Here is a 25,802-nt window from a genome sequence, read left to right as displayed (position 1 = left end):
CACTTCGATTACCAGAGGTTGATTCATAAATTGGCAATGTCTGTGGCTAATATTGAGAGACAGATTGCTCCCCGTTTTCCTTTATATCGACTTATCGATAGTCCGTCATGGATGACGTCATCTCGTGGCTCTTGGGGTGCCGGATTTTGGGCGGGGAGTTGTTGGCTAGCAGGTTATTTCTCAAATCATCCTACTTTGATATCCCGTACCCAATTCCGTTGGGATCAAATCCAAGCAGGGAAGTATGTTCAGTCTATATTTCGGGTGATGAATGCTTGGTACGGATTTGGTCCCGCGTTGCGTTTAGTGAATGATGCTCGGGCTGGCGAACTTATCCTCCAATTTCAAGAACAATTGAGTCAGACCTTTGCTCCTTGGCAGGGCTTTCCTGTTGGGACTGAAATGGGAGGAGGAGAATATGGAAACAACTGCCTATCAATAGATCCTTGTGCCGCATTGGTTGAATTAGGAGTACATCATCATTGGCAGGAGATGCCACAAGCACATGCCCAATTAACTGCCCATCAATTAATTCACCCTTCAGGAAAATTTTATACCCACAGTCATTTTTGTCTGTCAGAGAGTTCAGAAAAATGGAAGCCAGTAGGAGAGGCAGGCAGTTGGCCACGTGGGCAAAGTTGGGGAATGTTAGGAATGGCCTGTGCTGCTTTGTATAATCCAGAAACATTTCTCCACGTAGCGGAATTATCTTGTAGTGTATGGTGGCAAGACTATTCCGTTCATTCTTCCGATGTGCCAAAGACGGGGCATCATAAGCATCCTGTTATTGATCCTTCTGCAACACTGATCAGTGCTGTGGCTTTTTTTAAGCTGGATGAAGCCTGTGGCGGGAATTCTGTCTGGTGGGAAAGAGGCAAAGTTTTACTGCATCAGGTACTCACTTATCCCAGTTTTATCGAAGAGGACGAAACAATCAGGTTTGTTGGATGTTGCTATACCACTTCTGAAAATAACCAAGAAATTACAGAAATGCCTTATGGCTACTTTTTCCTATGTCAGGCTTTGCTTGTCGCTTCAGGTACGATCAAAGCTAGTACATTCTGATGAATAATTATGGAGATCCTATGCATCATTACATCGGAATTTGTGTGGTCGCTCAGTCTCAAATTGTAAGTCAAGGTGTGAAAGAAGCAATTAATAAGTTGGAATTATCAATTGGCACTGAGTCTGGTGACTGTGGAGTTTGGGAACCTAATTCGGCAGTTTCGGTTGACTTTATTATGACGTACTTGCTTCAGCAAGCCAGAGAATACTTGCTGGCCTATCAGAAAAAACATCAATTTTCTTTTCATGTTATGACCTATGAAACATTGGATGAAGCTCTGGCTGATATGGCATTGCATCCAGACAGAACCCTCGATCTAGTGATTGCTGATGATCTGTTTTTACAGCATGGGGATTACGAACAGGTCTGTCATCAGTTTTTCCAGTTGTTTGAGTCGAACTCTGGGAAATTTTCTCCCTATTCTTGTTTGTTTTCGTTATCAGAAATGACGCAGGATAGTGCACAAGTACAAATGATGGATTCTGTGACGTGCAATATTAGGCAGTCTGATCCGCTGGTTTGGGAAATACAGGTATTAAAAAACCTGATGGATCATTTGGATAATGTTTATATTAATCCCTTGCTCGTTAGAGCAACGACTTCTAAATTGATGACATCATCGATGGCACAGTTTATCTATGATTATATGGAGTACCATTTTCAAGAGCGTTGGGACTTTCACTACTATACAGGGTCGATGATCTCTGGGTTTATCGATTCCATGCTTCGCTTATGTGATAATACATCTACCTTGTGTGAAAGTGGGCCGAATGAGCACAGCCTGGCTGTTTCTGCACTTTGTGGTTGGCAATTTTATCAGCATGGTTACGTGATTGCAGCGACTTCAGGTATGATTGATGAGTTTCGTGGCACATTATACAACCTAAAGCGTGCTCATGCGCCAGGTATCATCATTTGTGCAGATAGTCCTGGCAATAGCTGGTATCCATTTCAAGGTACGATGCACCAAGATTATGATGGCAGGAAATCGATTGAAGCCAAAGGAATTCCGTGTGTCTATATTGATGATAGAGCGACCTTACCTGAGCGGTTGAGTGAAATCGGTGCTCTATTACAGTCACAGCCTGGTCCCGTGTTTATTTTGGCAACCCAATCTGTTTTGGAATGCACTCTGAAATCTGAACAGTTGCCCCATCCGAATCAGTGGAGTCTTTTGCCTCCACTGATTGAGGATAGTGAAACGTCCGTCATAGATGCCGTGATGTTTCTGATCAATCATGACAAGCGTCGTATACTGTGGCAATGTTGCCATTTGGCAGTTCAAGAACGTGAACTGATTTATCAGATTGCTGAAAAAGCTGGAATAGTGTTAGCAGATGCGATGATTTCGCCGGGGGGGATCAGTGATTATCATCAGCAAAAGCTTGTAAGTAACTATATCGGAACGTTGTCGAACTATGGCTTCAGCCGCAGAATATTTCGTTATTTACATGAGGGACAGGAGCTTGCTGCACCTGAAAGCCAGAGTATTTTTTTCCTCAAAAGTAAAGTCGATGAAGCATCCTCGCCACTTTCTCCCAGTAAACTTAAAAATAAATGTCATATTGTTCAGGTGAACTGTCGTTCAGAACACATGTCACCTTACACTGATTTGGCTGTACATAGTGATTTACTCCCGTTCTTAAAAACAGTGCTTGCTCGACTTAATGTGGATGAAGAGGTACTTGCTTATCGTCGTCACGAACTGGCACGAGTCCAGAATTGCCCTGACACAACGCCGATAGATTGGCTGCCACAGATGCCGATGTCACCCAATTACTTTTACGCCCACTTAGGGAAACAGTTGCATAATCTGATTAGTAAGCAGGGATTTGTCTATACAGGTGTTTATGATGTAGGGAGATGCGGAGTCAGTGCGATTCGGAATTTACCGAAAACAGGAAAAGGATTTTCCGGTTGGTATGGTCGGGCACTGATGGGAGATGCGTTGATGTCATTGCCTTATTTGGCTCGCACATCATCTCAGAATATTCTGGCATTTATTGGTGATGGTGCCAGAGATTTAACTCCAAACATCGAACATCATATTGAGCGAGCATTGATGCAAAATCCACATCGACAGAAGATTAATATTTCTGTGTTTTATTTGTGTAATGGTATGCTGTCGATGATTCGATCATATATCGATAAGCGAAGTGCAACCAATGAGATAAAACAGTCCTCTCTTGTTACATCATCGCGTTATCTAGCTCTGGTCACGACTTCTAATATCCAGATTTCCTCTGAGCCACATGGAACAATACAGGTCATTCGTGAGCGCTGGGCAACTTTTGATGCAGCCTATTGCGAAACTGTGTTAACAACCCCTCAAACTATTTATTTTATCGACGTCATGCTCTCACATAACTCCGATGGGGATGGGCTTAGCCTGCTCTCTGAAGCAGCATGGCAATGTGTCAATATAGTATAAGGAATGTAACGTGAAATTTGGTTTTATTGCACATCCTACATCAATACCACTTAAGCGGCATTCAAAGTTGATGGATATGTTTATCCGAACTTGCCGTGATCAAGCTCAAGGATTTCAGCCAAATATTTGGCAGCATGAAAACTTAGTTCCTTTTACACGATTTGAAAAAGTGATTAGTGCAACGGGAGCCACCTGTAGTGGGATTATTCATTACATGCCATTAACTGCCGAAGAAATGCTAACACAGCCTAAAGTGATTACTGAGCGTGTAGTTGCAGGAATTAGTCAACTTTGCGAAGAAGGTGCTGAGTTGGTGGGGCTAGGTGGATTCACGGGTATTGTCGGCCAACGTGGTTTACAAACAGCCGAACAGGCTGTAGTTCCGGTGACGACAGGGAATTCTCTGACAGCTTATGTGGCTTACCGGAATGTGCTCGATACACTGGCAAATTTAAATATAAGTGAAAATGAGGCAGAAATAGCCATTGCTGGCTATCCAGGTTCCATTGCCCTCGTGCTTGCCCGCTTATTACTGCCTTTAGGGGTTCGCTTACATCTGGTGCATCGTCACCGTGAAGCGGTTACCGAAAAATTGTTGTCTTATCTGCCCGAAACCTACCACGCTCAGATACGGCTGACAAATGATATTAGCACATGTTATCCAATCATTTCGTTCTATGTCGCGGCAACCTCCACTGGTGGAGTTATTGACCCTGCCAGATTAAAACCTGGTTCAGTGGTGGTTGATGTGGCACTTCCCCGGGATGTTTTGCCTCAAGATGAACCAAGGCGAGATATACTCCTGCTGGATGGGGGATTGATTTCTGCCAATGATCAGATCTCTTTTGGCGGAGCTCAGCCTGAGTTTGAGCCAAAAATGTTTATGAATGGATGTCTAGCTGAAACTCTGATTCTTGCTCTTGAAGAACGGGCAGAACTCTATTCTATTGGCAGAGAGTTAGATTGTAATAAGGTTCTCAATATTGGAGAGATTGCCTTGAAACATGGTTTTAGTCCGGCTCGGCTTGCCAGTCTGGGGAGGCATGTAAAAGAGCAGGATTGGGTGGCGATCCGACGTTATCATCATCCTCAACCTCCAGCAGAACTGGTTTCTCATCCTAGTATCTCGAATTTCCGGGAGACGGTAGAACGTTTCCGACAGTACATCAACCCTGAAATGATCGATTTCTATGAATATAATCATCTGGAAAGAGTATTTGTCAAAGGAGAAGGACTCAAACTGACTGATACGCAGGGAATTGAATACTATGACTTTATTTCTGGTTATGGATGTGTAAATGTTGGTCATAACCATCCGGCCATTGTGGCAGCCGTAACAAATTATTTAGCCCATCAACAACCTACTTTTGTTCAGTATGTCTCGATTCCATATCAGGCGTCACTATTGGCAGAAAAACTGGCTAATATAGCACCGGGCGCTTTATCACGAGTATTTCTCAGTAATTCAGGGACAGAAGCCGTTGAAGCTGCAATAAAATTGGCGCTAGCCGCATCGGATAAAAGTACATTGCTATATTGTGAAAATGGGTATCACGGAAAAACCATGGGGGCTCTCTCCGTCACAGGAAGGGAGAAGCACCGTAAGCATTTCAAACCTTTGTTGAGTCAGTGTCATGCTATTCCATTTGGGGATATCGTTGCATTGGAACAGCAATTGAAATTGGGCAATATCGCTGCGTTTATTTTGGAACCTATCCAAGGTGAAGGCGGTGTCATTCTTTCTCCTCCAGGCTACTTGCAAGCTGTGCGCCGTCTTTGTGATCAGTATGACTGTTTGTTGATTTTGGATGAAATCCAGACGGGACTGGGGCGTACTGGAAAAATGTTCTACTGTGAGTGGGAGCAGGTGTGTCCTGATATTCTGACGTTATCGAAATCGTTGTCTGGCGGTGTCATTCCTATTGGTGCCACAATTTCGACCCCTAAAGTGTGGGATGCGGCTTATGGCAGTATAGATCGATTTATATTGCATACATCAACATTTGGCGGAGGAAATTTGGCTGCTGCTGTTGCTTTGAGTGCACTTAAGTTGATTGAAGAAGAAAAACTAGCCGAAAATGCTATAGATGTGGGGTCCTATTTGAAAAAATTATTACAGGATGTTGCTGACGACTATCCGTTTGTGAAATCGGTTCGGGGAAAAGGCCTCATGTTAGCTATTGAGTTCGAGCAACCCTTTGCTGGAAGTGTTGCTGCCACAGTTAATGAGTTGGCTCACCGTTTCAGTTGGGATGCTGTTGGAACCTACTATCTGTTGTCAGATAAGGCTAAATACCATATTGATGAGGCCCTGCATGAGATAGAGCAAGGCATGGAAGACATGTTCGTTTTGCGCATTGTCACTAAGTTGGCACAAGAACACCAGATTTTGACATTTATGACCGCAAATAGTAACCGAGTGATGCGGATTCAGCCACCACTAACCCTTACTCACGATGATGCTAAATATTTTGCTGAGGCATTTCGTCAGGTTTGTGAAGATATGTCGACATTTCATTATTAGATCATCTGAATTTATCTGGATGTCAGAAGGAAGAAGTGATGACTCAGTTAACACTAGACCAGCATGTGCTGGTCGAAAAAGCACGTCGCTTTACTTGGGAACACCTCGTGCCATTGGAGAACACGGTGACTCAACAGGGAGGAATTGAGCCAGAGCAAGCCAGGACTCTGATGAGATTGGGGCAGGAATCAAAGTTGTTTGCGACCAATATTGATTTTAAGTATGGCGGTGCCGGAATGAGTACATTTGAAAATGTACTCATTCAGGAACAATTGGGGGTGACAAAAGATATTCTAATCAGGCGGGCAACGGGAAATATCTATGAATGTCTGATGCTGGGTACAGTGGCTCAACAGGAACGATACTTATTTCCAGCACTGAAAGGAAAGCGTTGGTGCTCGCTAGCTGTTTCTGAGCTTGAGGCTGGATCTGATGCAGCTTCCATTAAGACCTGTGCAACTAAGAGCGATCAGGGGTGGGTGCTTAATGGCCGGAAAGCGTATATCAGTGATGCCGAGTACTCAGACTATTTTATTGTGGCAGCGAAAACAGCCCCTGAACTGGGGGCGAAAGGGATTTCTCTGTTTTTAGTAGACAAAAATGTGCCTGGCTTCTCTTTCGGGAAGAGTTTTAATATGATGGGATTTATTGGCACTAGCCATAATGAACTGATATTTAATCAAATTCATGTGGAAGAAGACGCCTTACTGGGTGAGATGAATCAAGGATTTAAAATATTATGTCAAACTCTGGGAAGGGCACGTCTTGCGAAAGTTGCTGCACGTGGTCTGGGTAAATGTGTGCGTTTACTTGATCTGATGACAGAACATGCCAAGCAACGTCACCAATTTGGAAAACCTATTGTTGAAACTGGGAATATTCGATACATACTTGCCGATTGTGCTATTGAGATTCGGGCGGCGCGAGCATTGTTGTGGGAAACAGCTAGACGAATGGATCAGGGAGAATCGTGTCGTGAAGAAATTTCGATGCTGAAAGTATTTGTTACCGAGCTGCTGGGGAAAGTTGCCGATCATGCCGTTCAGATTTTTGGCGCTTCAGGTTGCCATGATGGGCATTTAATAGAAAGTTTTTATCGCGATGCACGGTTATTCAGAATTATTGATGGAACATCTGAAATCCATCGTAATATTATCGCTAACTCTTTAATCAAACAGGGCGCACCTATTATTGTTGATGTGTAGTGTTCTCCGAGGGCTCTATTCCAATCTGTTTCAGAGCCCTCATGATAATTAGTTTATTGTAAAATCAGCCTGTTTTTTCGCTGATAAATCACAATACCTAGTGCTACAAGGAAGAATATCATTGAGAACCAGACAGGTAGGGTCGGTGTATATTGATAAAATACAACTCCCATAACAGGTCCGGCAGCCCATCCTAGTCCCTTGCCGATCAAATTAATTGAGGCTGCATAAGCTTGATGTTTTTCACCGACGGTCTGACTTAGCAACGTAAGGTTGGCAGGAATAATCAAACTCATGGCGCCTCCCAGACAAACCATCGCAATCAGCATACAAATATAGGTGTTGCTTATCGCAAGATATATCAGACTCAACAAACCGAAGAAAAATCCAATGATCATTAGTCGGCCTGCGTACTTGGTCGTGAAATTAGTGAATATAACTTGTCCTGCTGCCATACTGATCATAGATGAAATCAACAGTTCCCCACTTCCTTTTAAAGCCTCTTGAGTAGAAAACCCAAGTTGATCTTGTAATCTGAGACCAGTGGTCTGCTGGAGCATGCCATAAACCAGTAAGACGCAGAATGTTATTAAAGCAAAGGGTAAAATTGAGTTGTGTGGTTGGGGGCATGAAGAATAAGGGAGCATGGTATTCTGTGGTACATGGGATAGTGGACGTGTTTTCAAAAAACGATGCCCCAAGCTAATGATGAGCATAATTACCCCCAAAATAAACAGCGCTGATGGAAATTGTGTTATGCCGGAACTCATTGCAAGATAGCCACCGATAATGCTGCCAAAGCCAAATGTTGCCCCAATAACCCCCATTCCTGAAAGACGTTCGTGGTGTGAAGTTTGGTTTACAACATACGCTTGTGCACTGGGCATCAGCCCTGCAACACCAATAGATTGAGTCAGTTTTAACAGTAAGAATAAGGAAAAAAGCAGTGGGATAGTAAGCTCAAAGGATGTGTGAAATTTGATCACCCCAGCAGTTAATATCAGAAATAATGCAGTGCTCACAATGCCGATAACTACAGGCGCTTTTTGCCCATGTTTATCTGTATAGCGGCCCCAGAAGGGAGCAAAAATCATCATACTGAAAGCAGAGACAGAAAGTAATGTTCCTGTCAACAATTCATTGATTCCCATAGTGCGCCCTATAATTGGGAAACCAATCATAAATAGACTGTGTGCTATAGCGTTCCCAAGAAGCATTATCATCAGAGGAAATAATGAAAGATAATGAGTTGGTAATTTAATCAACATGATATATTTCCTTACTAAGATAATTGGTTCGATAGGTAACAGGGGTGCAACCTTCATGTTGACGAAATGTTTGTATGAAATGGCTGGTGCTGCTGAAACCACATAAATGTGCTATAAAAGTGATACTATATTGCCTATCTTGAAGATATGTTTTTGCAAGCTGTAGCCTATATCCTCTTAGCCAGTCAAAAACAGTTTTTCCATAATTTCTTTTAAAATTCTGATTAAGCCGGGTATGACTCATTCCCACTTGTTTTGCCAAATCGTACAAGGTTGGTGGATTAGTCAGTTCAGCAATCAGGATCTCGCGAGCTTTTTCTACCGCAGTACTTTGATAACAACATGAGTCTGAATGATCTTTTGAGGTGATGGATATATATTGCCCGAGAGGAAGTAACCAGTGTGAAATGAGTTCTAGGGCCCTGCTCTCAGCTTTTATCCGATCAAAGGGGGTTTTAAGTGGGTTCTCGACCAGAGGAGCAATCCATTCATCATTATCCTGTTGTATTGCCACATGGGACACCTCCAGATTAAAGATTGACATAAGTTTTTCATCATTAGCTGAAAAGGCGCGTTTTAAACGTTCTGTAGGAAATTTGAGAACGGCCATTTCATGTCGGAGATTCGGTGTGCTAAGGCGATATAATGCAGGGTTATGAAGATGATGAAGATTAAATAACCAAATATCTCCTGCATTGATCGTGTGGTTTAGTTGTGTTGCTGAGAGACCTAGATGACTTTTTCCTTTCAGGCCAAAAATCATAAGAGTAGTGTCATAAAGATAGTTACTCTTAGAAAACAGAGGTTCTTTTCCATAATAGTAGCTTTTAGTGAAGTAAATTTCTTTACTAATATTAAAGCAACGAAAATTACTTTGTCCCTGTTGTTTTGGGAGATAAATATTGTACCAGCCCATATTCCGGCATTCTGAATCGGAGTGCAATTTTTGTGTCACAAGATTAACTTTACAATCAATAGGTTGTTTTTTACTGATGTTTTTATTTGATTTTTTTGAAATCACATTCATCGTTTTAGCTCGTTACAAGTGATAATAAGAATTATTATTGATTTTATTCTTATCCAATATTGAATATATAATTGTCTAGTGTTTTTAAAATGTTATGTGATCTTTATCAGGTATTTATAATATTATGGATGAAAATAATTATGAGTTGTCTGACTGATTAAGTTTCTTTGGGATAATATAACGACCAGCAACAATATTTTCTTATCTATACTTGGGGGCTTAAATGCTATATTCCATAGTTTCTGTTGATATAAAATTTAAGAAGGATGTAACAAATAATGTTCTTTAAGTGCTCAAGAGAAATTAATTGCAAATTGATCACCATAACCTTCCAATAACGTATTGAGCTCATACTCCATGGTATCTTGAGTCCAGGTGATAAAACGTCGCCAGTGATATTTGGCTTGTTTCCAGACGATTTCAATCAGATTCAGCTCTGGGCTGTAGGCGGGAAGATAAAGTAAAATCAGGTTGTGCTCCCGTAACCAGCGAGTTCTGGTTTTTTCCTCGATCCCATGGTGGATACGCGCATTATCTAGCACTAAAAATGTCAGCCGGTTGTCTCCTTGTTGGGCTACCTGCTCTAAAAAATCAATCACATCAGCTCGCGTAACACTGCCTGATATTAGCTGGTAAAACAGCGTGTTGGCCGTGTAATTTAATGCCCCCAGAACGGACCGTCTGTGATGGTCTTGGGGTTCAGTTTCATGGGGTTTACCCCGAGGGCTCCACCCATATTGCACCGGCGGAGATGCGGCAAAACCGGCCTCATCAAAATAGACCAGACGGTCATGTCCTGACTGGGCTCCCGCCTTAATTTTGCTTAGCAAGGCGGATTTTTTAGCAAACTCCATTTCGTTGCGCTTTTTTTCAGCGACAGGCGGGTTCGTTTATAGGTGAGCCCCTGCTTTTTCAGGGTATTCGCCAGCGTTTCAAGCGTACAGGGCAGGGAACCATGCTTTGCCTCAACACACTGAGCGATTCGGGCGAGCGTCAGGGACTCTGCGCGAGCTGCTTCGACCGCAGTGGCAATCATTTCAGGCGTCATGGCAAGATAGCGGCCTCCGGCATGACCCCCTAATAATCCCGCTATCCCGCAATGGTGCCATGTGTGAACCCAGTTGTAGATAACCCGGAGACTGCATCCTATCTCAACGGTGATCTGGGACGGCTTGACGCCTCTGGCAAGCATGAGCAACCCCGTTCCTCGTGTCCGGACATCCCGATGTGGGTGATTCAAGGCCTGTTGTTGCAATGTCATTCGTTCAGACTCAGAAAGTGTTATCTTCGATTTCATAAGAACAGGTGGAAAATCGGGTTATCGATTATAACAGTAATGCAGATAATTTATCTTATTAACTTACCAATAAATAGAATCCTTATTTATATTTTGTTTATCATTAATGCAATACATTCTTTCTATCTCGTGATTATGTGCCTTTATATCTCTTTTATCTAGGGAATATGATGATTAATTATTTTCTTATTTTGTGGTTTTTATTCTTATTTATTTTTGATATTGTTATTTATATAAGGAAAAATTATAGATATGATATTTATAACCGCCATTGGAAAAATAACTTTTGCAATTTTTTATTAACAAAATTAATTTCATTTCTGTTTCTTATGCCTCTTGTTATTTATGCTAGTACCCATTCTTTAACGCATATGTTATCCCATAAAGGGGCAGTTCTGTCTATAATAATAGCTATTATCATCCTTGATCTGGCAGGTTACCTTTTTCATCGCATTAGCCACAAAAACCAATTCATGTGGAAGTTTCATGAGATACATCACCTTGATGAAGTTTTGGATGCTACAACAGGGTTGAGAGTACATTTTATGGAATCTATTTTCCACACGTGTTTAAATTTTATAATTATTTGGATATTGGGAATATCTATGGAGGCTATTTTACTTCATTCTATTATTGGTTTTATTATTGCTATTTTTCATCATTCAAAAGTGACGCTCCAAATTAAATTTGAAAAAACACTATCTTATTTAATTACAACTCCACGATTCCATGAGCCTCATCATGATAAAGAATATGAAAATAATAATACTAACTATTCTTTTATATTTTCTGTTTGGGATAGGTTTTTAAAAACTTATCATAAAGAAACCTTTAAGAGAGACTGGAATTATGGTTTAGCCTATCAACGAGATGTAGATATGTTTGAATCTATAATAAGGCCATTGAAGAAAAACTAATTTAGTAATGGTAATTAACATGAAAAAATTATCTTTTCCTATACGTATTCCTCTCTATTATGTGAGAGGTGGAACTTCAACCGGTATCGTTTTATTACAAAAACATCTACCAGAAAAAAAAGAACTCAAAGAAGAAATTATTAGACATATCATGGGTGTGCCTCTTGAAGGAAAAAATGAAAATAATAAACAACTACAGGGGTTGGGCAGGGAAACGACAACCAGTAATAAAGCTTTTATTATTGATATCGATTATCAAGCTAAAAAGGTGATTAGCACTTTTGCTCAACTTGAAAAAGAAAGTAGTACCGTATCGTGGGAAGTTAACTGTGGAAATATGACCTCGTCAATACCCTTGGTAATAAGAGATCTCCCAGAAGAAAAGTTGTTAATGCCCGATGGAAAGTTAAGTATTTATAATACAAATACCAATAAAAATATTGTGTGTACGATGGCGAATGTGTCACCTAAATACCAACTGGCACATATACCTGGTGTAGTGGGTAATTTTCCTGAGATTAATGTGTCATTTGCAGATCCTGCATGTTCAAAAACAAAAGCCCTTTTTCCGACAGGAAATTTGATTGATAAAGTGAATGGCATTCCGGTCACGTGTATTGATGTCGCTGTACCGATGATTATTATCAATGCCCAAAGTTTGGGAATTTCGGGTTACGAAAATCCCAATGAAATTAAAAATAATCAAGTATTACAAGAAAAAATCATGCAAATCAGGGTAGAGATGGGGATTAAGATGGGAATTCGTCAGAACAATGGAGCAGTGATGAATAAAAAGGATTTAACAGAATCTATCACCCAACCCAAAGTCGCCATTGTTGCGCCTTCTTTATCCAAAGGAGATATTACTATCAGGTATCTCACGCCCAAAAACGTTCATTTATCTGTCGCGGTATCCGGTGGTTGCTGCTTAGCTGCTGCTTGCTGTTTTCCCGGAACGGTTGCCAGTCATCTTTATTATGCTAATAGGGTTAACGGCCACTCTACTGTACGGATTGAGCATTTATCTGGGATATCCAAATTTAGTATCACACATGATGGTGACTATATAAAGTATGCAAGTGTGCAGAGAAACGCCCAAATTTTGATGAAAGGTGAATTTTTTATTTATAATCCTAGCGATGAGTTAGAAAAAATAATGACACAATTTCTTATCTCAAATTCAGATTATTAAAAATTTATTTTTTCATTTCAATAATGTATTGGCTGCCTCCCGTTAGGGAAAAATTCAGGTTATAGGTATTTGTGATAGAGAGTCCGGCTTGTTTTGCTACAGATTCAAATTCTGATTGATACCGTTCTTTACCTGATAAAAGGATATCCATATGTAAATCAAATGACTCTGCCTCTGCATCATTTTGATCTTTAAGCATATCGATAATATATAAAACGGAATCTTTACCCATTGCCTTATGGCAATTCCTGAGAATATCAATGGCTTGATTATCTGGCCAATTATGCAAAACATTTTTCATGCAATAAGCGTCATATCTTGATGGAATAGAGGAAAAGAAATCGCCATTGATAAAAGTGACTTCTTCTGATTCTCGTTCAGTAAAATCATACTGATCCATAACGTGGCATTGGATATGTGGGTAATGCATTTTTATATTTTTGGCTAAAGAGCCTTGACCTCCTCCTACATCCATGATTGAAGAAATACCATTTAGGGGAATGTGCTCAATAATATGTTTATTCATTGTGTCGGTAATTTTTGTCATTAAATGATCAAAAGTAGATTTAAGCGATTTATTATGTTCATGACTTAAATAGTCAAAAAATTTCTCTTGATGACTCAGTTCAAAAGCCGATTTACTATTTGTTTTACTTAAGGAAGCACTGTATTGTGACCAGGCGTTCCAGCTGATTGGACTTAATTCGAATTTTACATGTAGTGTTTCAAGACTGTTTGGATCACTTAGTGATGAACATTGCTCTGTAAGGTAAAATTTATCATCTTTTTTTATTAATACATTAAGAGATTGCATATAATTCAATAGCCGATGGAACCTATCTTGGGAAACATGGCATAGTTGAGCAAGCTGTTCCAGAGTCTTTCCATCTTGGGTACTTAAATATAGTGGTGCTTTGCTTTCTACAAAAGCAAACAATGCGTTAGATTTACGATAAGCAGTGGTCATTTCTGATAGCATTATTTATTTTCCTTAACTCATTTGTAGGTTGTTTAGGTTTCAGTGAAATAAATCGAATTATAAATTTTTATAGAGTTTTGTTAAATGCTTTAGTGTGTTTAAATATGTTAATTAACATTAATAAATAATGGTGATCTGCGAGAGTGGTGTTGTTTTTTAATACTGATTTTAGTATAAGATATTTTAAGGTATGGAATTGAAGTGAGAATCTCTCGGCAACATATACGCATTAAACTTCAAGTTGCAATTTACAACACGATATAAAACCTGATTTCTTCCCGCTAAGCGGGGAAAAATCACACGTATCTTGAAGTTAGATTGGTATGGTTAATCTGAATTAAAGAAGGGAAATAATTAAAAATTGCGAGTATTAACCAATTGGATTCTAGTGTTAACAAGGTGGGACCACAGGCGCACTTATTTTTAAGTGGAAAAACTCATTGATTTACCATTAGGTAAATTAACACCTAGTGTCATTTCGCCGCCCATAGATTCAATATATTTTTTCAGCGTGGATATTTTCAGTTCATTTCCACGTTGCTCAATAGCAGCGACTGACGATTGTGCGATCCCCAAATTTTTAGGAATTTGATAAAGTTGTGTTTCAAGCAGTAATTCTGCTGCTTTCTCTTTAATTCTACCTCTGCTTTCTGGACTGCGTTTGTCCACCAATTCTTTTAATGTAGCCATGTTATTTCTCCAATTTTTCCAAATGAATTTTGAATTGTTTATCAGCAATCTTGAGCATCTTTTCGTAGAACAATTTTTGGTTTTGCCCGGCCTTGCTACCAGCACAAAGAATGATCACACTGCGATTCGGATCAAAAGCGAAAAACGCTCGAATTGGCTCGCCAACATGTTGTATCCGTAGTTCTTTCATATTTGGTGTGAGCCATTCAAATTATCAGCTAGTGGTCGTCCTACATTGGTCCTTTAATTCCCAGTACATGCATAGCAGCCAAAACATCTTCCTGTAGCTCATCAGATTGTTCATTAAACCATTGGTCAAATAATGTTGTTGTTATTATTTCCCACACACTGACTCTCTATATATGCAATATTATTTTATAGATCATAGTCTATAATTAGTAGAGATTGTAACCTATAATAATTAAGTCATTTATGAAATTGAGACGTAGTTTAGACGACTAATACAATAACTTACGACAAATGCCTGGGAGCGGGGAGACTACGTCAGAATAGTAGTCTCCCCGCCCTTGTGTGATAGCGTATGAAGAACGGGGTCTTACGGCACCTTGGAAAAAACAACGCCATATTCTCAAGCAAAGAAAATTTTATTTGGAAATATCTACGCCAAAATATTTCTCAGAGATACGGGTATACGTACCGTCATCCTTTATCTCTTGTAGAGCCTTATTCACTGCTTCCAGTAACTCCGCATCCCCTTTACGCAGCAAGACGGCAGATTTACTCGCATCGGTTTGTTGGGCAACAATTTTTACCGGTGCATTAGGGCGCTGTTTTTTGAAGTCAAGGAATGACAGACGATCATTGAGTGTGGCATCAGCGCGTCCGGTCGCGACCAGATCAATGGCCTGGTTAAAGCCATCTGTACTGACCAAACTTGCGCCGTAAGACGTTGCCAGTTGCCCGTAATTGCTGGTCAATGATTGGGCTGAGCGTTTACCTTTAATATCTGCGAAGGCTTTAATATCACTGTTATCGTTACGGGTTATCAACACAACCTGAGAAGTCGTATAAGGAATGGAAAAACTGTATTGCGCTGCCCGTTCGGGGGTGACGCCGACTTGGTTGATAACCGCATCAAAACGTTTAGCATCTAATCCGGCAATCAAGCCATCCCATTTAACTTCCATAAATTCAGGTTTGACGTTCAAACGTCGGGCAATTTCCCGGGCGATATCCACGTCAAAGCCGATTAATTTATTGCTGGCATCGTGGTAAGTAAAAGGAGGATAAGTGCCTTCCGTGCCAATCTTAAAGATGCCAGAGGCTTTGATGGCATCAAAATCTTCGCCGGCATAGCCAGGGGCAGAAATAGCAAGGGCAGTCGCACTCGCCAGTAATAAATTCAAAATTTTTTTCATCGTGTTTCTCCGAATAAATAATGTACGTGACTGCTCGCTATATTTCCCAATCCGGTAAGGTTTCTGTCAGGGTTGAGATAAACTCGACAGTTCGCACCTTACTGGGGCGGGTAAAGAGGGTTTTTGCCGTACCCGATTCAATAATTTCACCAGATTCCAGAAATACGACATCATGAGCAAGATTAGCAGCCAGGCGCAGATCATGCGTTGCCATTAACATGGTCGTGCCTTCTCCTGCTAATTGCTTCAAAACCGAGACGACTTCTTTCGATAATTCGGGATCAAGCGCCGAAGTCGGTTCATCGCACAGCAGCACTTTGGGGGAAGGAGCCATTGCTCTGGCGATGGCCACACGCTGCTGCTGACCACCTGACAGTGTGGCTGGCCAAACATCCGCTTTGTGGGATAAGCCGACTTTTTCCAGCAACGCCAACGCCCGTTCTCTGGCGCGTTCGCGGGGCCATTTCTGTACCCAAATCAGCCCTTCCATAATGTTTTCAATCACAGTCAGATGCGGGAAAAGCTGAAAATTCTGGAATACCATGCCGGTTTGCAGGCTAAAACGCTGAATTTCTCGATGCGGCAATCTCTCCTTACCCGTAAAAGTGATCTGCTCTTTGCCAATTTCCAGCTTGCCAGCCTGTGGGATCTCCAACAGGTTAATGCAACGCAGCAAGGTACTTTTACCGCTACCGGAAGGGCCAATCAGTGCCGTCAGGCTGCCTTCTTTAATCGTCAGGTTAATATTTTTCAGCACCTTCTGTCCGTCGAAACTTTTTTCAATGTTGGTAAGCTGAATCATTTTTGGCTTCCTTATGGTTGCTGCTGTTTTGCTGAGCGAATTTCTTTTCCAACCGCACTTGCAGTGCCGATAATACCGAACTCAAAAGGAGATAAAGAATGGCGGCCTCGGTATACAGGATTAACGGTTGATAGGTGACAGCAGCGATGCGCTGTGCCGCCAGAAACATTTCTGGCACGGTAATAACAGAAGCCAGAGAGGTGTCTTTTACCAGCGAAATAAAGGTATTGGACACGGGAGGAATCGAAACCCGCGCCGCCTGTGGCAGAATAATCCGACGCAGTGATTGCCACCAGCTCATGCCGATAGAGTGAGATGCTTCCCATTGCCCTTTGGGAACCGAAATTAGTGCGGCACGGATCACTTCTGAGGTATAGGCACCGACATTTAGGGTAAAGCCGATAATGGCAGAGGTGAACGCGTCCAAAGTAATGCCTGCACTGGGCAGGGCGTAGAAGATCAAGAATAACTGAACCAGCAGAGGCGTACCGCGAATCAACCAGACGTAAAACCGAGCGATAGCAACCAGTGGTTTAGGGCCGTATAGCCTAATTAAAGCAACGATAAACCCCAATGAGATCCCAAGTACGAATGTAATCAGCGTGAGGGGAATAGTGAATGTCAGGCCGGCGTAAATCATCGGCCATAGAGAATCCAACGCTAAATTGAGCCATGATGGGGTCATAGAACCTTCCTGATAGATATTAAAAATATGTTTATTTTTTATAGGGTTGTTTTAATGATGATATGGTAAGAAAAGGTGAACTCTATATACAATAAAGTTATAGCTTAGAACCTAAGATTTATTTTAAAAGCCTATTCCATTAGGCTCTTATTTTCATTATTGATTAGTCGCTTTCGGCGAAATATTTATCCCAGATACGTTGATAAGTCCCATCCGCTTTTATCTCAGTAATCGCTTTATCTACTGCGGTTTTTAATTCAATGTCATTTTTACGTAATAACACAGCAGATTGTGCTGCCTGGGTATCTGCGGCAACAATTTTTACCGGAGCATCCGGGCGATGTTTTTTGTAATCGAGGTAAGAAAGTTTATCGTTGATTGTTGCATCTGCACGGCCTGTGCTCACCAAATCGACTTCCTGATTAAAGCCATTCGTGCCGATAATGTCGGCGCCATAATGTCTGGCGATCTGGGCAAAGTTATTGGTCAAGGTATGTGCCGATTTTTTCCCTTTTAAGTCGCTAAATGTCTTAATATCGTTGTTATCTTTTCGGGTAATCAGTACAGCTTCTGAAATAACGTAAGGCAGGGAAAAACTGTATTTTTTCTCGCGTTCCGGTGTAATAGCGATTTGGTTCATCACGGCATCGAAACGTCCAGCATCAAGCCCACCAATCAAGCCATCCCATTTACCTTCAATAAATTCGGGCTGCACTTTCATGCGAAATGCGATTTCACGGCCGATTTCCACATCAAATCCGGTCAGTTTTCCAGAGGTGTCATGATAACTGAATGGGGCATAAGCGCCTTCAGTCCCAATCCTGAATATGTCTGTGGAATAAATGTTATCAAGGGTGGATTGTGCATAAGAGAAGTGGGTGAAACCCAATTGAATAATGCCCGCTAATAATATATTTAGTACGGCTTTCATGTTATCTATTTCTCCAAAAGGGAATTATTTTTTTAAATTATTTTTACTATAGCGGTAATATCATAAGCCTTATATATAAAATAAAGTTATATCATATCCTGATGTTACTGCTGATAAATTAGGGGCATATTGATTATCGTTTAATTATATTTATCATAAGCTATATCAGCTTCTCAGTTACCCTAAATATAACGCTAACATAGGTGCCAAGTGTTGAATTCACTCTTTCGGAAAGGCATGGTTGATGCTTTACCTGTTTGTATCTCTTTTTTCTTTATTTTTACTTCAATTGGTGCGCTTTATCAAAGTCACGGTATCCCATTAATGGAAACGTTGGTCGGATCATTGTTGATATATGCCGCACCGTTACAAGTGGCTGCAGTTGGTTATCTGACTGACGGGGCGATACTTTCTGTTATCGTTTTGGCATTGCTGATTAACTTCCGCTTTTTCTTGATGGCGATGGTGATGTCGCAATATTTTCGTGGCATCCCTAAGCGAAATATTTTGCTGTCGATGTTAGGATTTAGCGCTAGCACTTATACGGTGACGCACGCACATCTCTCTGCGGAAAATATCACGGATGGGAAATCCCAATTTCATTTTTATCTGGGCGTTGCTGTACCCTGTTTTGTGATCACCTTCTGTGCCACGTTGTTGGGGTATATTTCAGCCGAATATCTGGATTATGATTCCTTTTCGCTGTTCCTCGTGATGTTGGTTCCTGTCCATTTCTCCTCCTTGACTGCCAGGCGTTCAGGCAAGGATATGTCTGTTCTGGCAACGGTCATGGGTGGGTTATGTGCACCGTTATTGAATGAAGTGGATATGAAATTAATCGATCTGATAGTCCCAATTTTATGTGGGATAGGGATTGCGTTCATTGAACAGAAAATCAGACAGGATAGAAGATTATGATGCTGTTGATCGTATTGATGGGATTAATCAGTTTTATATTAAGGGCTGCCCCTTTTTTGATGAATGATAATCGCTTATTAAAGGGAAAGCGTTTTCTCATTACTGCGCTGGATTATGCCATCTGTTTTATTCTGGGGACGATTATCGTTAATATTTCATTGAATAATCTGACTCTAAGTAAATTAATTGCACAATTTAATATTAAATATCTATTTGCATTGATTACGGTAGTATTGGCTTATTTTATCAGTAAATATACGCATTCAATCTTAAAGAGTTTAGGGTTTTCTCTGCTGTTTTTTATGTTGATGCAGTGGTTGTTTTATTCCTGAGAGGGTATCTGAGTTCTGGTTAAATAGCGTTTCAAAATAATAGGAGTATTCCTTACCCCGTGCGGGGTAAGGAATTCCAACATCTGATACGCTTAGTATTATGAAAACCTATTTAAACTATCACCAAAGTATTCATTTCTAAGTGAGCAATATTTAGTGACAGTTTATTCTTTTTAAGGCAATAAAAAATGACAGGATAGTGCGTCACCGTGAAACTTAATGCCTTTATGTTATAAAATAATTGTTATTGTAATTAAATGGTATATCAATGGTTAACATTTTGTTTAATATTTGTGTAAGTTGTTGGGGCTATACTCCCAGAGTCATCGCGAGTTTCGGCATGACATCTAATTTAAAAATAAGGAGATATCATGAGCAAATTACAACGTGAAATAGTAGAAAACAAAACCCAATTAACTAATTCAGATAAGAATAAAGCACAGCGCAAAGAACTTGTCGATAGTCTGCTGGATACAGTTTCAGGTGGTTGGGTGAATGCTTTTGCAAACTGGTCTAAATCTTTTTAATAAAGCTTTTAGTAAATCATAGTAGGGGGAAATTTCCCCCTCCTTTTTCTACATAGAGAGAATGATAATGGCGATTGTAAAAGATGGGAAAGTCAAGCATCTTGAGGTAATTCTTAAAATTAGTGAAAGATGCAATATCAACTGTACTTATTGCTATGTATTCAACATGGGGAACACTTTGGCTGCCGATAGTGCTCCAGTTATATCTCTCGATACGGTTGCTTCACTGAGAGAATTCTTTGAGCGTTCCGTAGTAGAAAACGAGATCGAAGTCATTCAAGTTGATTTTCATGGTGGTGAGCCTCTGATGATGAAAAAGGAACGTTTCAACCGAATGTGTGAAATTCTTCGTGAGGGCAACTATGGCCGTTCTCGGTTAGTGCTGGCATTACAGACCAATGGTACTCTGATTGATAATGAATGGATCTCAATTTTTGAAAAACACCAAATACATGTAAGTGTATCGATAGACGGTCCAAAACATATAAATGATCGATATCGGCTGGATAGAAAAGGGAAAAGCACTTATGAAGGTACAGTTAACGGTCTGCGTATGCTCCAGAATGCGTGGACACAGGGGCGCCTTTCGGGAGAGCCAGGAATTCTTTCTGTAGCAAACGCTAAAGCAAATGGGGAGGAAATTTATCGCCACTTCACGAAGGAACTCAAATGCCAGCGCTTCGATTTCCTCATACCCGATGATCAACACGCAGATAGCATTGACGTCGAGGGTATTGGTCGATTCCTTAATGAGGCACTTGATGCATGGTTTGCTGATGGTCAGCCAAAAATTTTCATTAGAATATTTAATACATACCTTGGTACGATGCTCAATAATCAGTTTAGCCGTGTTCTTGGCATGAGCGCTAATGTCGAATCTGCTTATGCTTTCACAGTAACTGCAGACGGCCAACTCCGTGTTGATGATACTTTGCGTTCAACCTCTGATCAGATATTCAGTGCTATTGGTCATGTCAGCGAGTTGACTCTGGCAAGTGTACTCGAATCACCTAATGTCAAAGAATATCTTTTGCTGAGCAACGAACTACCTGATGCTTGTTGTGGTTGTGTGTGGAGTAAAATTTGTCATGGTGGTCGTCTGGTAAATCGCTTCTCACGAGCCAATCGTTTCCATAATAAGACCGTGTTTTGTCTATCAATGAGGCTTTTTCTTAGTCGCGCTGCATCACACCTGATTGCGGCTGGTGTCAGTGAAGAGACAATAATAGAAAATATCCAAAAATAAAAAAGTGAGATCCAACAATGGTAAAATTTAATTATTGGTTAGCAATTCTTTCATTTTTTTCTCTTGCCACATTTTCAGAAAGTTCCCTTGCTAATATAAAAAAATCCGTAACATTAAAACTGAACTTTGATGAATATTCTGTTCCTTATTCAACATTTATAGTTGATGGTCAGCCAGTATATGCAATGGTTGATACCGGCTCCTCTATGGGATTTCACCTTTATGAATTTCAGATAAATAAAATAAAAGGACTTAAAAAAGAAAATACTTATCACAGTAAAGATTTGACTGGAAAAACTCAGGATAATATAAAGTATCTTGCTCGCTCTCTGAACGTAAATAATATGATCTTTAAAGATGTGATCGTAACTCCATTTAAGCAATGGGGGCTATTGGTTTATAACAAAGGAAAATTACCAAATACACCTGTTGTAGGTCTTGGTGCTTTTAAAGATAGACAGATAACACTGGATTATATATCTAATACATTAACTATAGCGGATAGTTTTACTGGTAAAAAGAAGAAGACTCCAAAAGGTTTTACAGAATTTCCTTTCCAAATATCCTCTGAAGGAATGATGTTTTATGTCGAACAATCCGGCCATAAATACCATGTGATTCTGGATACGGGAGCTACAGTATCTATAATATGGCGTGAGAGACTTAAGTCTTATACACCTATAAGCTGTCTCTCGGTTAATCCGCAAATGGATAACAAAGGATGTGAAGCTACAATGCTAACAATGAAATCGACAACTGGAAAATCGGAGCAGTTTAGCGCAGTCATTGTTGATGGAAATTTTCAACATATGGGAAAAATTGATGGCATTATAGGAAACAGCTTCCTTAGAAATAGAAAAATAATTATAGATTTTAAAAATAAGAAGGTTTTTGTTTCTGATGAGTACAGAAAAGAATGAAAATTTAATCTATCGTTCCGAAGCTCTGCAACATAAAAAAGAAGGATGGCTTGGTGCATCTTGTCTGGATATTTCATCAAACCTCTCCATGTGTCTTCTGACAGGTATGCTAACTTTCACTTTTATTATCTCAATAATCACACTTGGCTCTTATAGCGAAAGAGTAAATGTCACCGGTACTGTCGTTTATGATCCTCCGGCGGTAGCATTAATTGCGCAAAATGATGGTGTAATTATTCAATCAGCAGCTTTAGAAAACAAATTAATTAAGCAAGGTGAAGTCATTTTTTCTGTGAGTAATGAAACTGAAACTAATCTTGGTGCGACTAACTTTGAAATAGAACAGCGTTTGAGAAAGCAACGAGATATATTTTTGGAAAAGATTAATTTTATTACCAGCGAAGCTAAGGAAAATAAGAGCTATCTTTTTGAAAAGATAAAAAATAAAGAGCAAGAAATAGTAAACGTGAATATCTTAATAAAAAATTCGGAGGAGCAGAAGAAATGGTTCGAAAAGAAATTCAGCTTTTATGAACAGTTGAAAAAAAAAGGTCTAGCACTTGATGCCGAATTTATAGATAGGAAGAAAGATTATTACTTCGCTACGGTGAATCTTTCCTCTGCAAGAGTAAAGCTAATGACCTTGCAAGGGGAGTTGTTGGATTTGAGAAAAAAAATATCGACCATCGACGAGGAATCAGACTCCACGAGGAAATCAATTACAGCTGAAATTGCTGGCATAGAGCAAAAGATTCTGAATACAGAAAGACAAAGAAAATATTTAATTGCCGCACCATTTGATGGAATGATAACCAGCGTGACGGTTCATAAAGGTGAGAGGGTAAAAGCAGGCCAGCAAATTGCTGTACTTATTCCCCAGAACGCAATTCCAAAAATTGAGCTGCTTTCTCCATCTGATTCTCTCGGTGATGTAGCTGATGGACAACAAGTAAAGATGAGAGTAGCTGCATACCCATATCAATGGTATGGAAAAATTTTAGGTGTCATAGAGACAATATCAGAAGCACCAATAAATATCTCTCCATCCACTCAGGCAAACGGCGAAAGTAAAGATAAGGGACTTTTTCGGATAATGGTTCAACCGATTATGGTTGGGCGGCAAAAAAGTATGTCTCTTCTGCCGGGTATGAAAGTAGAGACAGAGATATATGTAAAAACCAGAAAGATTTACGAATGGCTTTTTATGCCAGTTAAGAGAATATATGAACGAGCGAACGACAGGACGCAATAAAAATATGCAATATAAAATCAGTGGCTTTTTTGAGTCTTTTACCAAAAAACTCCCTGTAATCATGCAAACAGAGGTAACAGAATGTGGATTGGCATGTCTGGCCATGATTGCGACTTGGTACGATCGAGTGACTGATGTTTACAGTATGAGAAAGATTTTCGATGTGTCGAGTAATGGTATGTCATTAAGGCAGCTTATCACGGCAGCAGGAAGAATAAATATGAATGCCAGAGCTATGCGTCTTGAGCTTGAGGAACTTAGATGCGTCAGGTGCCCATGTATCCTGCACTGGTCTTTTAATCATTTTGTGGTGTTAAAAAAAATTACAAAGAAAAATGCTGTCATTCATGATCCTGCCTTAGGGAAAAGGACGATCTCTCTGAAAGAATTATCAAATAAATTTACAGGGATAGTTCTGGAAGTATGGCCACGACTTGATTTTCAAAAGCGGAAAATGGGGGAGAGCATAAAAATCACAGATATGTTCAAAGAAGTGGCAGGACTTAGAAACACGTTGTTAAAAACCATTTTGTTGTCGCTCTTTATTGAGGCATTGGCCCTTTCAATCCCTCTCAGCTCTCAATTTATTATTGATATTGTTCTGCGATCCAGTGATTTCGAAATGTTAAATTTGATTGTCATTGGTGTTATTTTTCTACTTATCCTCCGAGCGGTTCTCAGTATCATCCGAGCTTGGACGTTAATGGCAATGCGTTACTCGTTGGGAATACAGTGGAGTATTGGTTTTTTTAACCGATTACTCAGCCTACCGTTAACTTTTTTTGAAAAGCGTCACGTGGGAGATATCGTCTCACGACTGACGTCACTTAATGAGATCAAGGAAGCCTTCACAGCAGAGATGCTGACTTCTTTACTTGATGTACTTATCCTGTTGGCGTTGGTTGCTCTGATGCTCTGTTACAGTACGTTCTTAGCCATTATTTCACTGCTCATCGCTTCTATTTATCTCGGAGTAAAACTTGCCCTTTATGACACATACAAAGGCGCAAGAGTCGAAGCAATTACCAATGAGGCACGGCAGTCATCTCATTTCCTTGAGACAGTACGAAATGTGGCATGTGTCAAGGTATTTGCCCTGACAGAAAATCGTCGTATGGCGTGGCTTAATAAGGTGATCGAGACGGCTAATGCTCGGACTCATTTATTTAAGATAGACCTCATAAATCAAACTTTATCAGGGTTTCTTACAGGATTCTCATCAGCGGTGATTTTATTTTTTGGGGGTAATCTTATGGAGCAAGGTACAATAACAACAGGTATTCTATTTGCCTTTATGCTTTACGCTGATATGTTCCTAACCCGTTCTATTAAGGTGGTAAATTCGCTTTTTAACTTTCGTCTTATATCAATACATTCGGATCGCCTTACAGACGTTGCAACAGCAGAAACCGAAAGTGTTTGGTACCCGAAAAATTCAGTATCTCTTGATAACGTAGCGGGTCGGATAACACTTAATAGTCTCTCCTATCGTTATGGAGAAGCTGAACCATTCATTTTTAAAGACATCGATATGGAGATTAATGCCGGCGAGAACATAGCGATAATAGGCTCGTCGGGTTGTGGTAAATCAACTCTTCTCAAAATAATGGCCGGATTGGCTATTCCTCAGTCAGGGGATGTGCTGGTTGATGGTATCAGCATACGACAGATTGGTATTGACGAATATCGCCGACACACAGCATTTGTGATGCAAGATGATAAACTTTTTGCTGCTTCCTTGATGGATAATATTTCCTCCTTTGACTCTCAGCCCAACCTTGAATGGATATATGAATGCGCTAAGGCAGCAGCAATACACGACGAGATTATGGCTATGCCTATGCAGTATGAAACTATGATAGGTGATATGGGAAGTATTCTTTCAGGAGGACAAAAGCAACGTGTGTCTCTTGCCAGAGCTCTTTATAAGCGACCGCGGATCCTCTTTCTTGATGAGGCTACCAGCGACCTTGATGTTTTTAACGAACGAAAGATAAACGAAGCTGTAAAACAGATGTCCATTACTCGCATTTTTGTAGCTCATCGACCAGAAACGATTGCTGTCGCGGATCGAATATATAACCTAAAAGATAAAGCCTTTATCAAATTTGAAAGAAAGACTGGAACAGGGCACGTAAGACAGGATCATTTTGAATATGACGAAAATTGAAAAAACGGATGACAAAAAAGCCACTGCAAACTTAATCACAGTGG

At 40.2% G+C, this 25,802-nt stretch carries 23 protein-coding genes and 1 pseudogene; 13 read left to right on the top strand and 11 right to left on the bottom strand.

The genetic code is table 11. The annotated features are described in order from the left end of the window. The first annotated feature begins 42 nt into the window (after positions 1-42). The 4 genes from WDV75_RS19510 to WDV75_RS19495 are packed head-to-tail and all read left to right on the top strand — an operon-like array spanning position 43 to position 7,226. Positions 43-1,065: a hypothetical protein gene (locus tag WDV75_RS19510; protein WP_273571396.1), complete on the top strand. Its 1,023-nt coding sequence runs from the start codon at positions 43-45 to the stop codon at positions 1,063-1,065. A gap of 20 nt (positions 1,066-1,085) precedes the next feature. Next, on the top strand, positions 1,086-3,497 hold the full coding sequence (locus tag WDV75_RS19505; protein ID WP_273571398.1) for a hypothetical protein: 2,412 nt from the start codon (positions 1,086-1,088) through the stop codon (positions 3,495-3,497). A gap of 10 nt (positions 3,498-3,507) precedes the next feature. After that, positions 3,508-6,021, top strand: coding sequence for an aminotransferase class III-fold pyridoxal phosphate-dependent enzyme (locus tag WDV75_RS19500; protein ID WP_273571400.1), 2,514 nt, complete (start codon positions 3,508-3,510; stop codon positions 6,019-6,021). Between the two features lie 38 nt (positions 6,022-6,059). Beyond that, entirely contained in the window at positions 6,060-7,226 is a 1,167-nt protein-coding gene (locus tag WDV75_RS19495; RefSeq protein ID WP_273571402.1) for an acyl-CoA dehydrogenase family protein, read from the top strand. A 53-nt stretch (positions 7,227-7,279) separates the two neighbouring features. Here the strand turns inward: WDV75_RS19495 and WDV75_RS19490 are convergent, their stop codons facing one another. The 4 genes from WDV75_RS19490 to WDV75_RS19475 form a co-directional block, all read right to left on the bottom strand. Beyond that, positions 7,280-8,494, bottom strand: a complete 1,215-nt coding sequence (locus WDV75_RS19490) for an MFS transporter (RefSeq protein WP_273571404.1) — start codon at positions 8,492-8,494, stop codon at positions 7,280-7,282. Continuing rightward, positions 8,484-9,521, bottom strand: coding sequence for a helix-turn-helix transcriptional regulator (locus WDV75_RS19485; RefSeq protein WP_273571406.1), 1,038 nt, complete (start codon positions 9,519-9,521; stop codon positions 8,484-8,486). Before WDV75_RS19485 ends, WDV75_RS19490 begins: the two co-directional genes overlap by 11 nt. 293 nt (positions 9,522-9,814) lie before the next feature. Next, a complete protein-coding gene (locus WDV75_RS19480; RefSeq protein ID WP_338860338.1) occupies positions 9,815-10,375 on the bottom strand; it encodes an IS630 family transposase in 561 nt (186 codons plus the stop codon). Next, a complete protein-coding gene (locus WDV75_RS19475; RefSeq protein WP_338860336.1) occupies positions 10,345-10,782 on the bottom strand; it encodes a helix-turn-helix domain-containing protein in 438 nt (145 codons plus the stop codon). The genes WDV75_RS19480 and WDV75_RS19475 overlap by 31 nt, the downstream gene beginning before the upstream one ends. Positions 10,783-10,988: 206 nt before the next feature. Here WDV75_RS19475 and WDV75_RS19470 point away from each other — a divergent pair, with 206 nt between their 5' ends. After that, positions 10,989-11,735 carry a sterol desaturase family protein gene (locus WDV75_RS19470; protein ID WP_273570975.1) on the top strand — a complete coding sequence of 249 codons (747 nt, stop codon included), beginning with the start codon at positions 10,989-10,991 and terminating at the stop codon, positions 11,733-11,735. Between the two features lie 19 nt (positions 11,736-11,754). Further along, positions 11,755-12,927, top strand: a complete 1,173-nt coding sequence (locus WDV75_RS19465; RefSeq protein ID WP_273570976.1) for a PrpF domain-containing protein — start codon at positions 11,755-11,757, stop codon at positions 12,925-12,927. Positions 12,928-12,931: 4 nt separating this feature from the next. Here WDV75_RS19465 and WDV75_RS19460 read toward each other — a convergent pair whose 3' ends face one another. From WDV75_RS19460 to WDV75_RS19430, 7 genes and pseudogenes are all read right to left on the bottom strand, one after another. After that, positions 12,932-13,906, bottom strand: a complete 975-nt coding sequence (locus WDV75_RS19460) for a methyltransferase (protein WP_273570977.1) — start codon at positions 13,904-13,906, stop codon at positions 12,932-12,934. A gap of 423 nt (positions 13,907-14,329) precedes the next feature. Next, entirely contained in the window at positions 14,330-14,596 is a 267-nt protein-coding gene (locus WDV75_RS19455; RefSeq protein WP_273570978.1) for a transcriptional regulator, read from the bottom strand. Between the two features lies 1 nt (position 14,597). Then, positions 14,598-14,943 (bottom strand): annotated as a pseudogene (locus WDV75_RS19450) (type II toxin-antitoxin system RelE/ParE family toxin). Between the two features lie 258 nt (positions 14,944-15,201). Continuing rightward, positions 15,202-15,975, bottom strand: coding sequence for an amino acid ABC transporter substrate-binding protein (locus WDV75_RS19445; protein WP_273570979.1), 774 nt, complete (start codon positions 15,973-15,975; stop codon positions 15,202-15,204). Positions 15,976-16,012: 37 nt separating this feature from the next. Then, on the bottom strand, positions 16,013-16,777 hold the full coding sequence (locus tag WDV75_RS19440; RefSeq protein WP_273570980.1) for an amino acid ABC transporter ATP-binding protein: 765 nt from the start codon (positions 16,775-16,777) through the stop codon (positions 16,013-16,015). Beyond that, positions 16,755-17,462, bottom strand: coding sequence for an amino acid ABC transporter permease (locus WDV75_RS19435; protein WP_273570981.1), 708 nt, complete (start codon positions 17,460-17,462; stop codon positions 16,755-16,757). Before WDV75_RS19435 ends, WDV75_RS19440 begins: the two co-directional genes overlap by 23 nt. A 163-nt stretch (positions 17,463-17,625) precedes the next feature. Continuing rightward, the gene (locus WDV75_RS19430; RefSeq protein ID WP_273570982.1) at positions 17,626-18,393 is read right to left on the bottom strand and encodes an amino acid ABC transporter substrate-binding protein; all 768 of its coding nucleotides are present in this window, start codon (positions 18,391-18,393) and stop codon (positions 17,626-17,628) included. A 213-nt stretch (positions 18,394-18,606) separates the two neighbouring features. Here WDV75_RS19430 and WDV75_RS19425 point away from each other — a divergent pair, with 213 nt between their 5' ends. From WDV75_RS19425 to WDV75_RS19395, 7 genes are all read left to right on the top strand, one after another. Continuing rightward, positions 18,607-19,311, top strand: a complete 705-nt coding sequence (locus WDV75_RS19425; protein WP_273570983.1) for an AzlC family ABC transporter permease — start codon at positions 18,607-18,609, stop codon at positions 19,309-19,311. Next, entirely contained in the window at positions 19,308-19,643 is a 336-nt protein-coding gene (locus WDV75_RS19420) for an AzlD domain-containing protein (protein WP_273570984.1), read from the top strand. The genes WDV75_RS19425 and WDV75_RS19420 overlap by 4 nt, the downstream gene beginning before the upstream one ends. 371 nt (positions 19,644-20,014) lie before the next feature. Continuing rightward, on the top strand, positions 20,015-20,170 hold the full coding sequence (xyeA, locus tag WDV75_RS19415) for a XyeA family cyclophane-containing RiPP triceptide (RefSeq protein ID WP_273570985.1): 156 nt from the start codon (positions 20,015-20,017) through the stop codon (positions 20,168-20,170). A 67-nt stretch (positions 20,171-20,237) separates the two neighbouring features. Next, positions 20,238-21,416 (top strand): cyclophane-forming radical SAM/SPASM peptide maturase XyeB, encoded by a 1,179-nt coding sequence (gene xyeB / locus WDV75_RS19410; protein WP_273570986.1) that lies wholly within the window; start codon positions 20,238-20,240, stop codon positions 21,414-21,416. Between the two features lie 17 nt (positions 21,417-21,433). Further along, on the top strand, positions 21,434-22,336 hold the full coding sequence (locus WDV75_RS19405) for a hypothetical protein (protein WP_273570987.1): 903 nt from the start codon (positions 21,434-21,436) through the stop codon (positions 22,334-22,336). Continuing rightward, positions 22,317-23,588, top strand: coding sequence for an HlyD family secretion protein (locus WDV75_RS19400; RefSeq protein WP_273570988.1), 1,272 nt, complete (start codon positions 22,317-22,319; stop codon positions 23,586-23,588). The genes WDV75_RS19405 and WDV75_RS19400 overlap by 20 nt, the downstream gene beginning before the upstream one ends. Further along, entirely contained in the window at positions 23,560-25,758 is a 2,199-nt protein-coding gene (locus WDV75_RS19395) for a peptidase domain-containing ABC transporter (RefSeq protein ID WP_273570989.1), read from the top strand. The genes WDV75_RS19400 and WDV75_RS19395 overlap by 29 nt, the downstream gene beginning before the upstream one ends. Positions 25,759-25,802 lie beyond the last annotated feature (44 nt).

Origin of the sequence: Xenorhabdus griffiniae, assembly GCF_037265215.1 — a bacterium.
Classification (GTDB): Bacteria; Pseudomonadota; Gammaproteobacteria; order Enterobacterales; family Enterobacteriaceae; genus Xenorhabdus; species Xenorhabdus griffiniae.
This window is presented reverse-complemented; position numbering and strand designations above follow the sequence as displayed.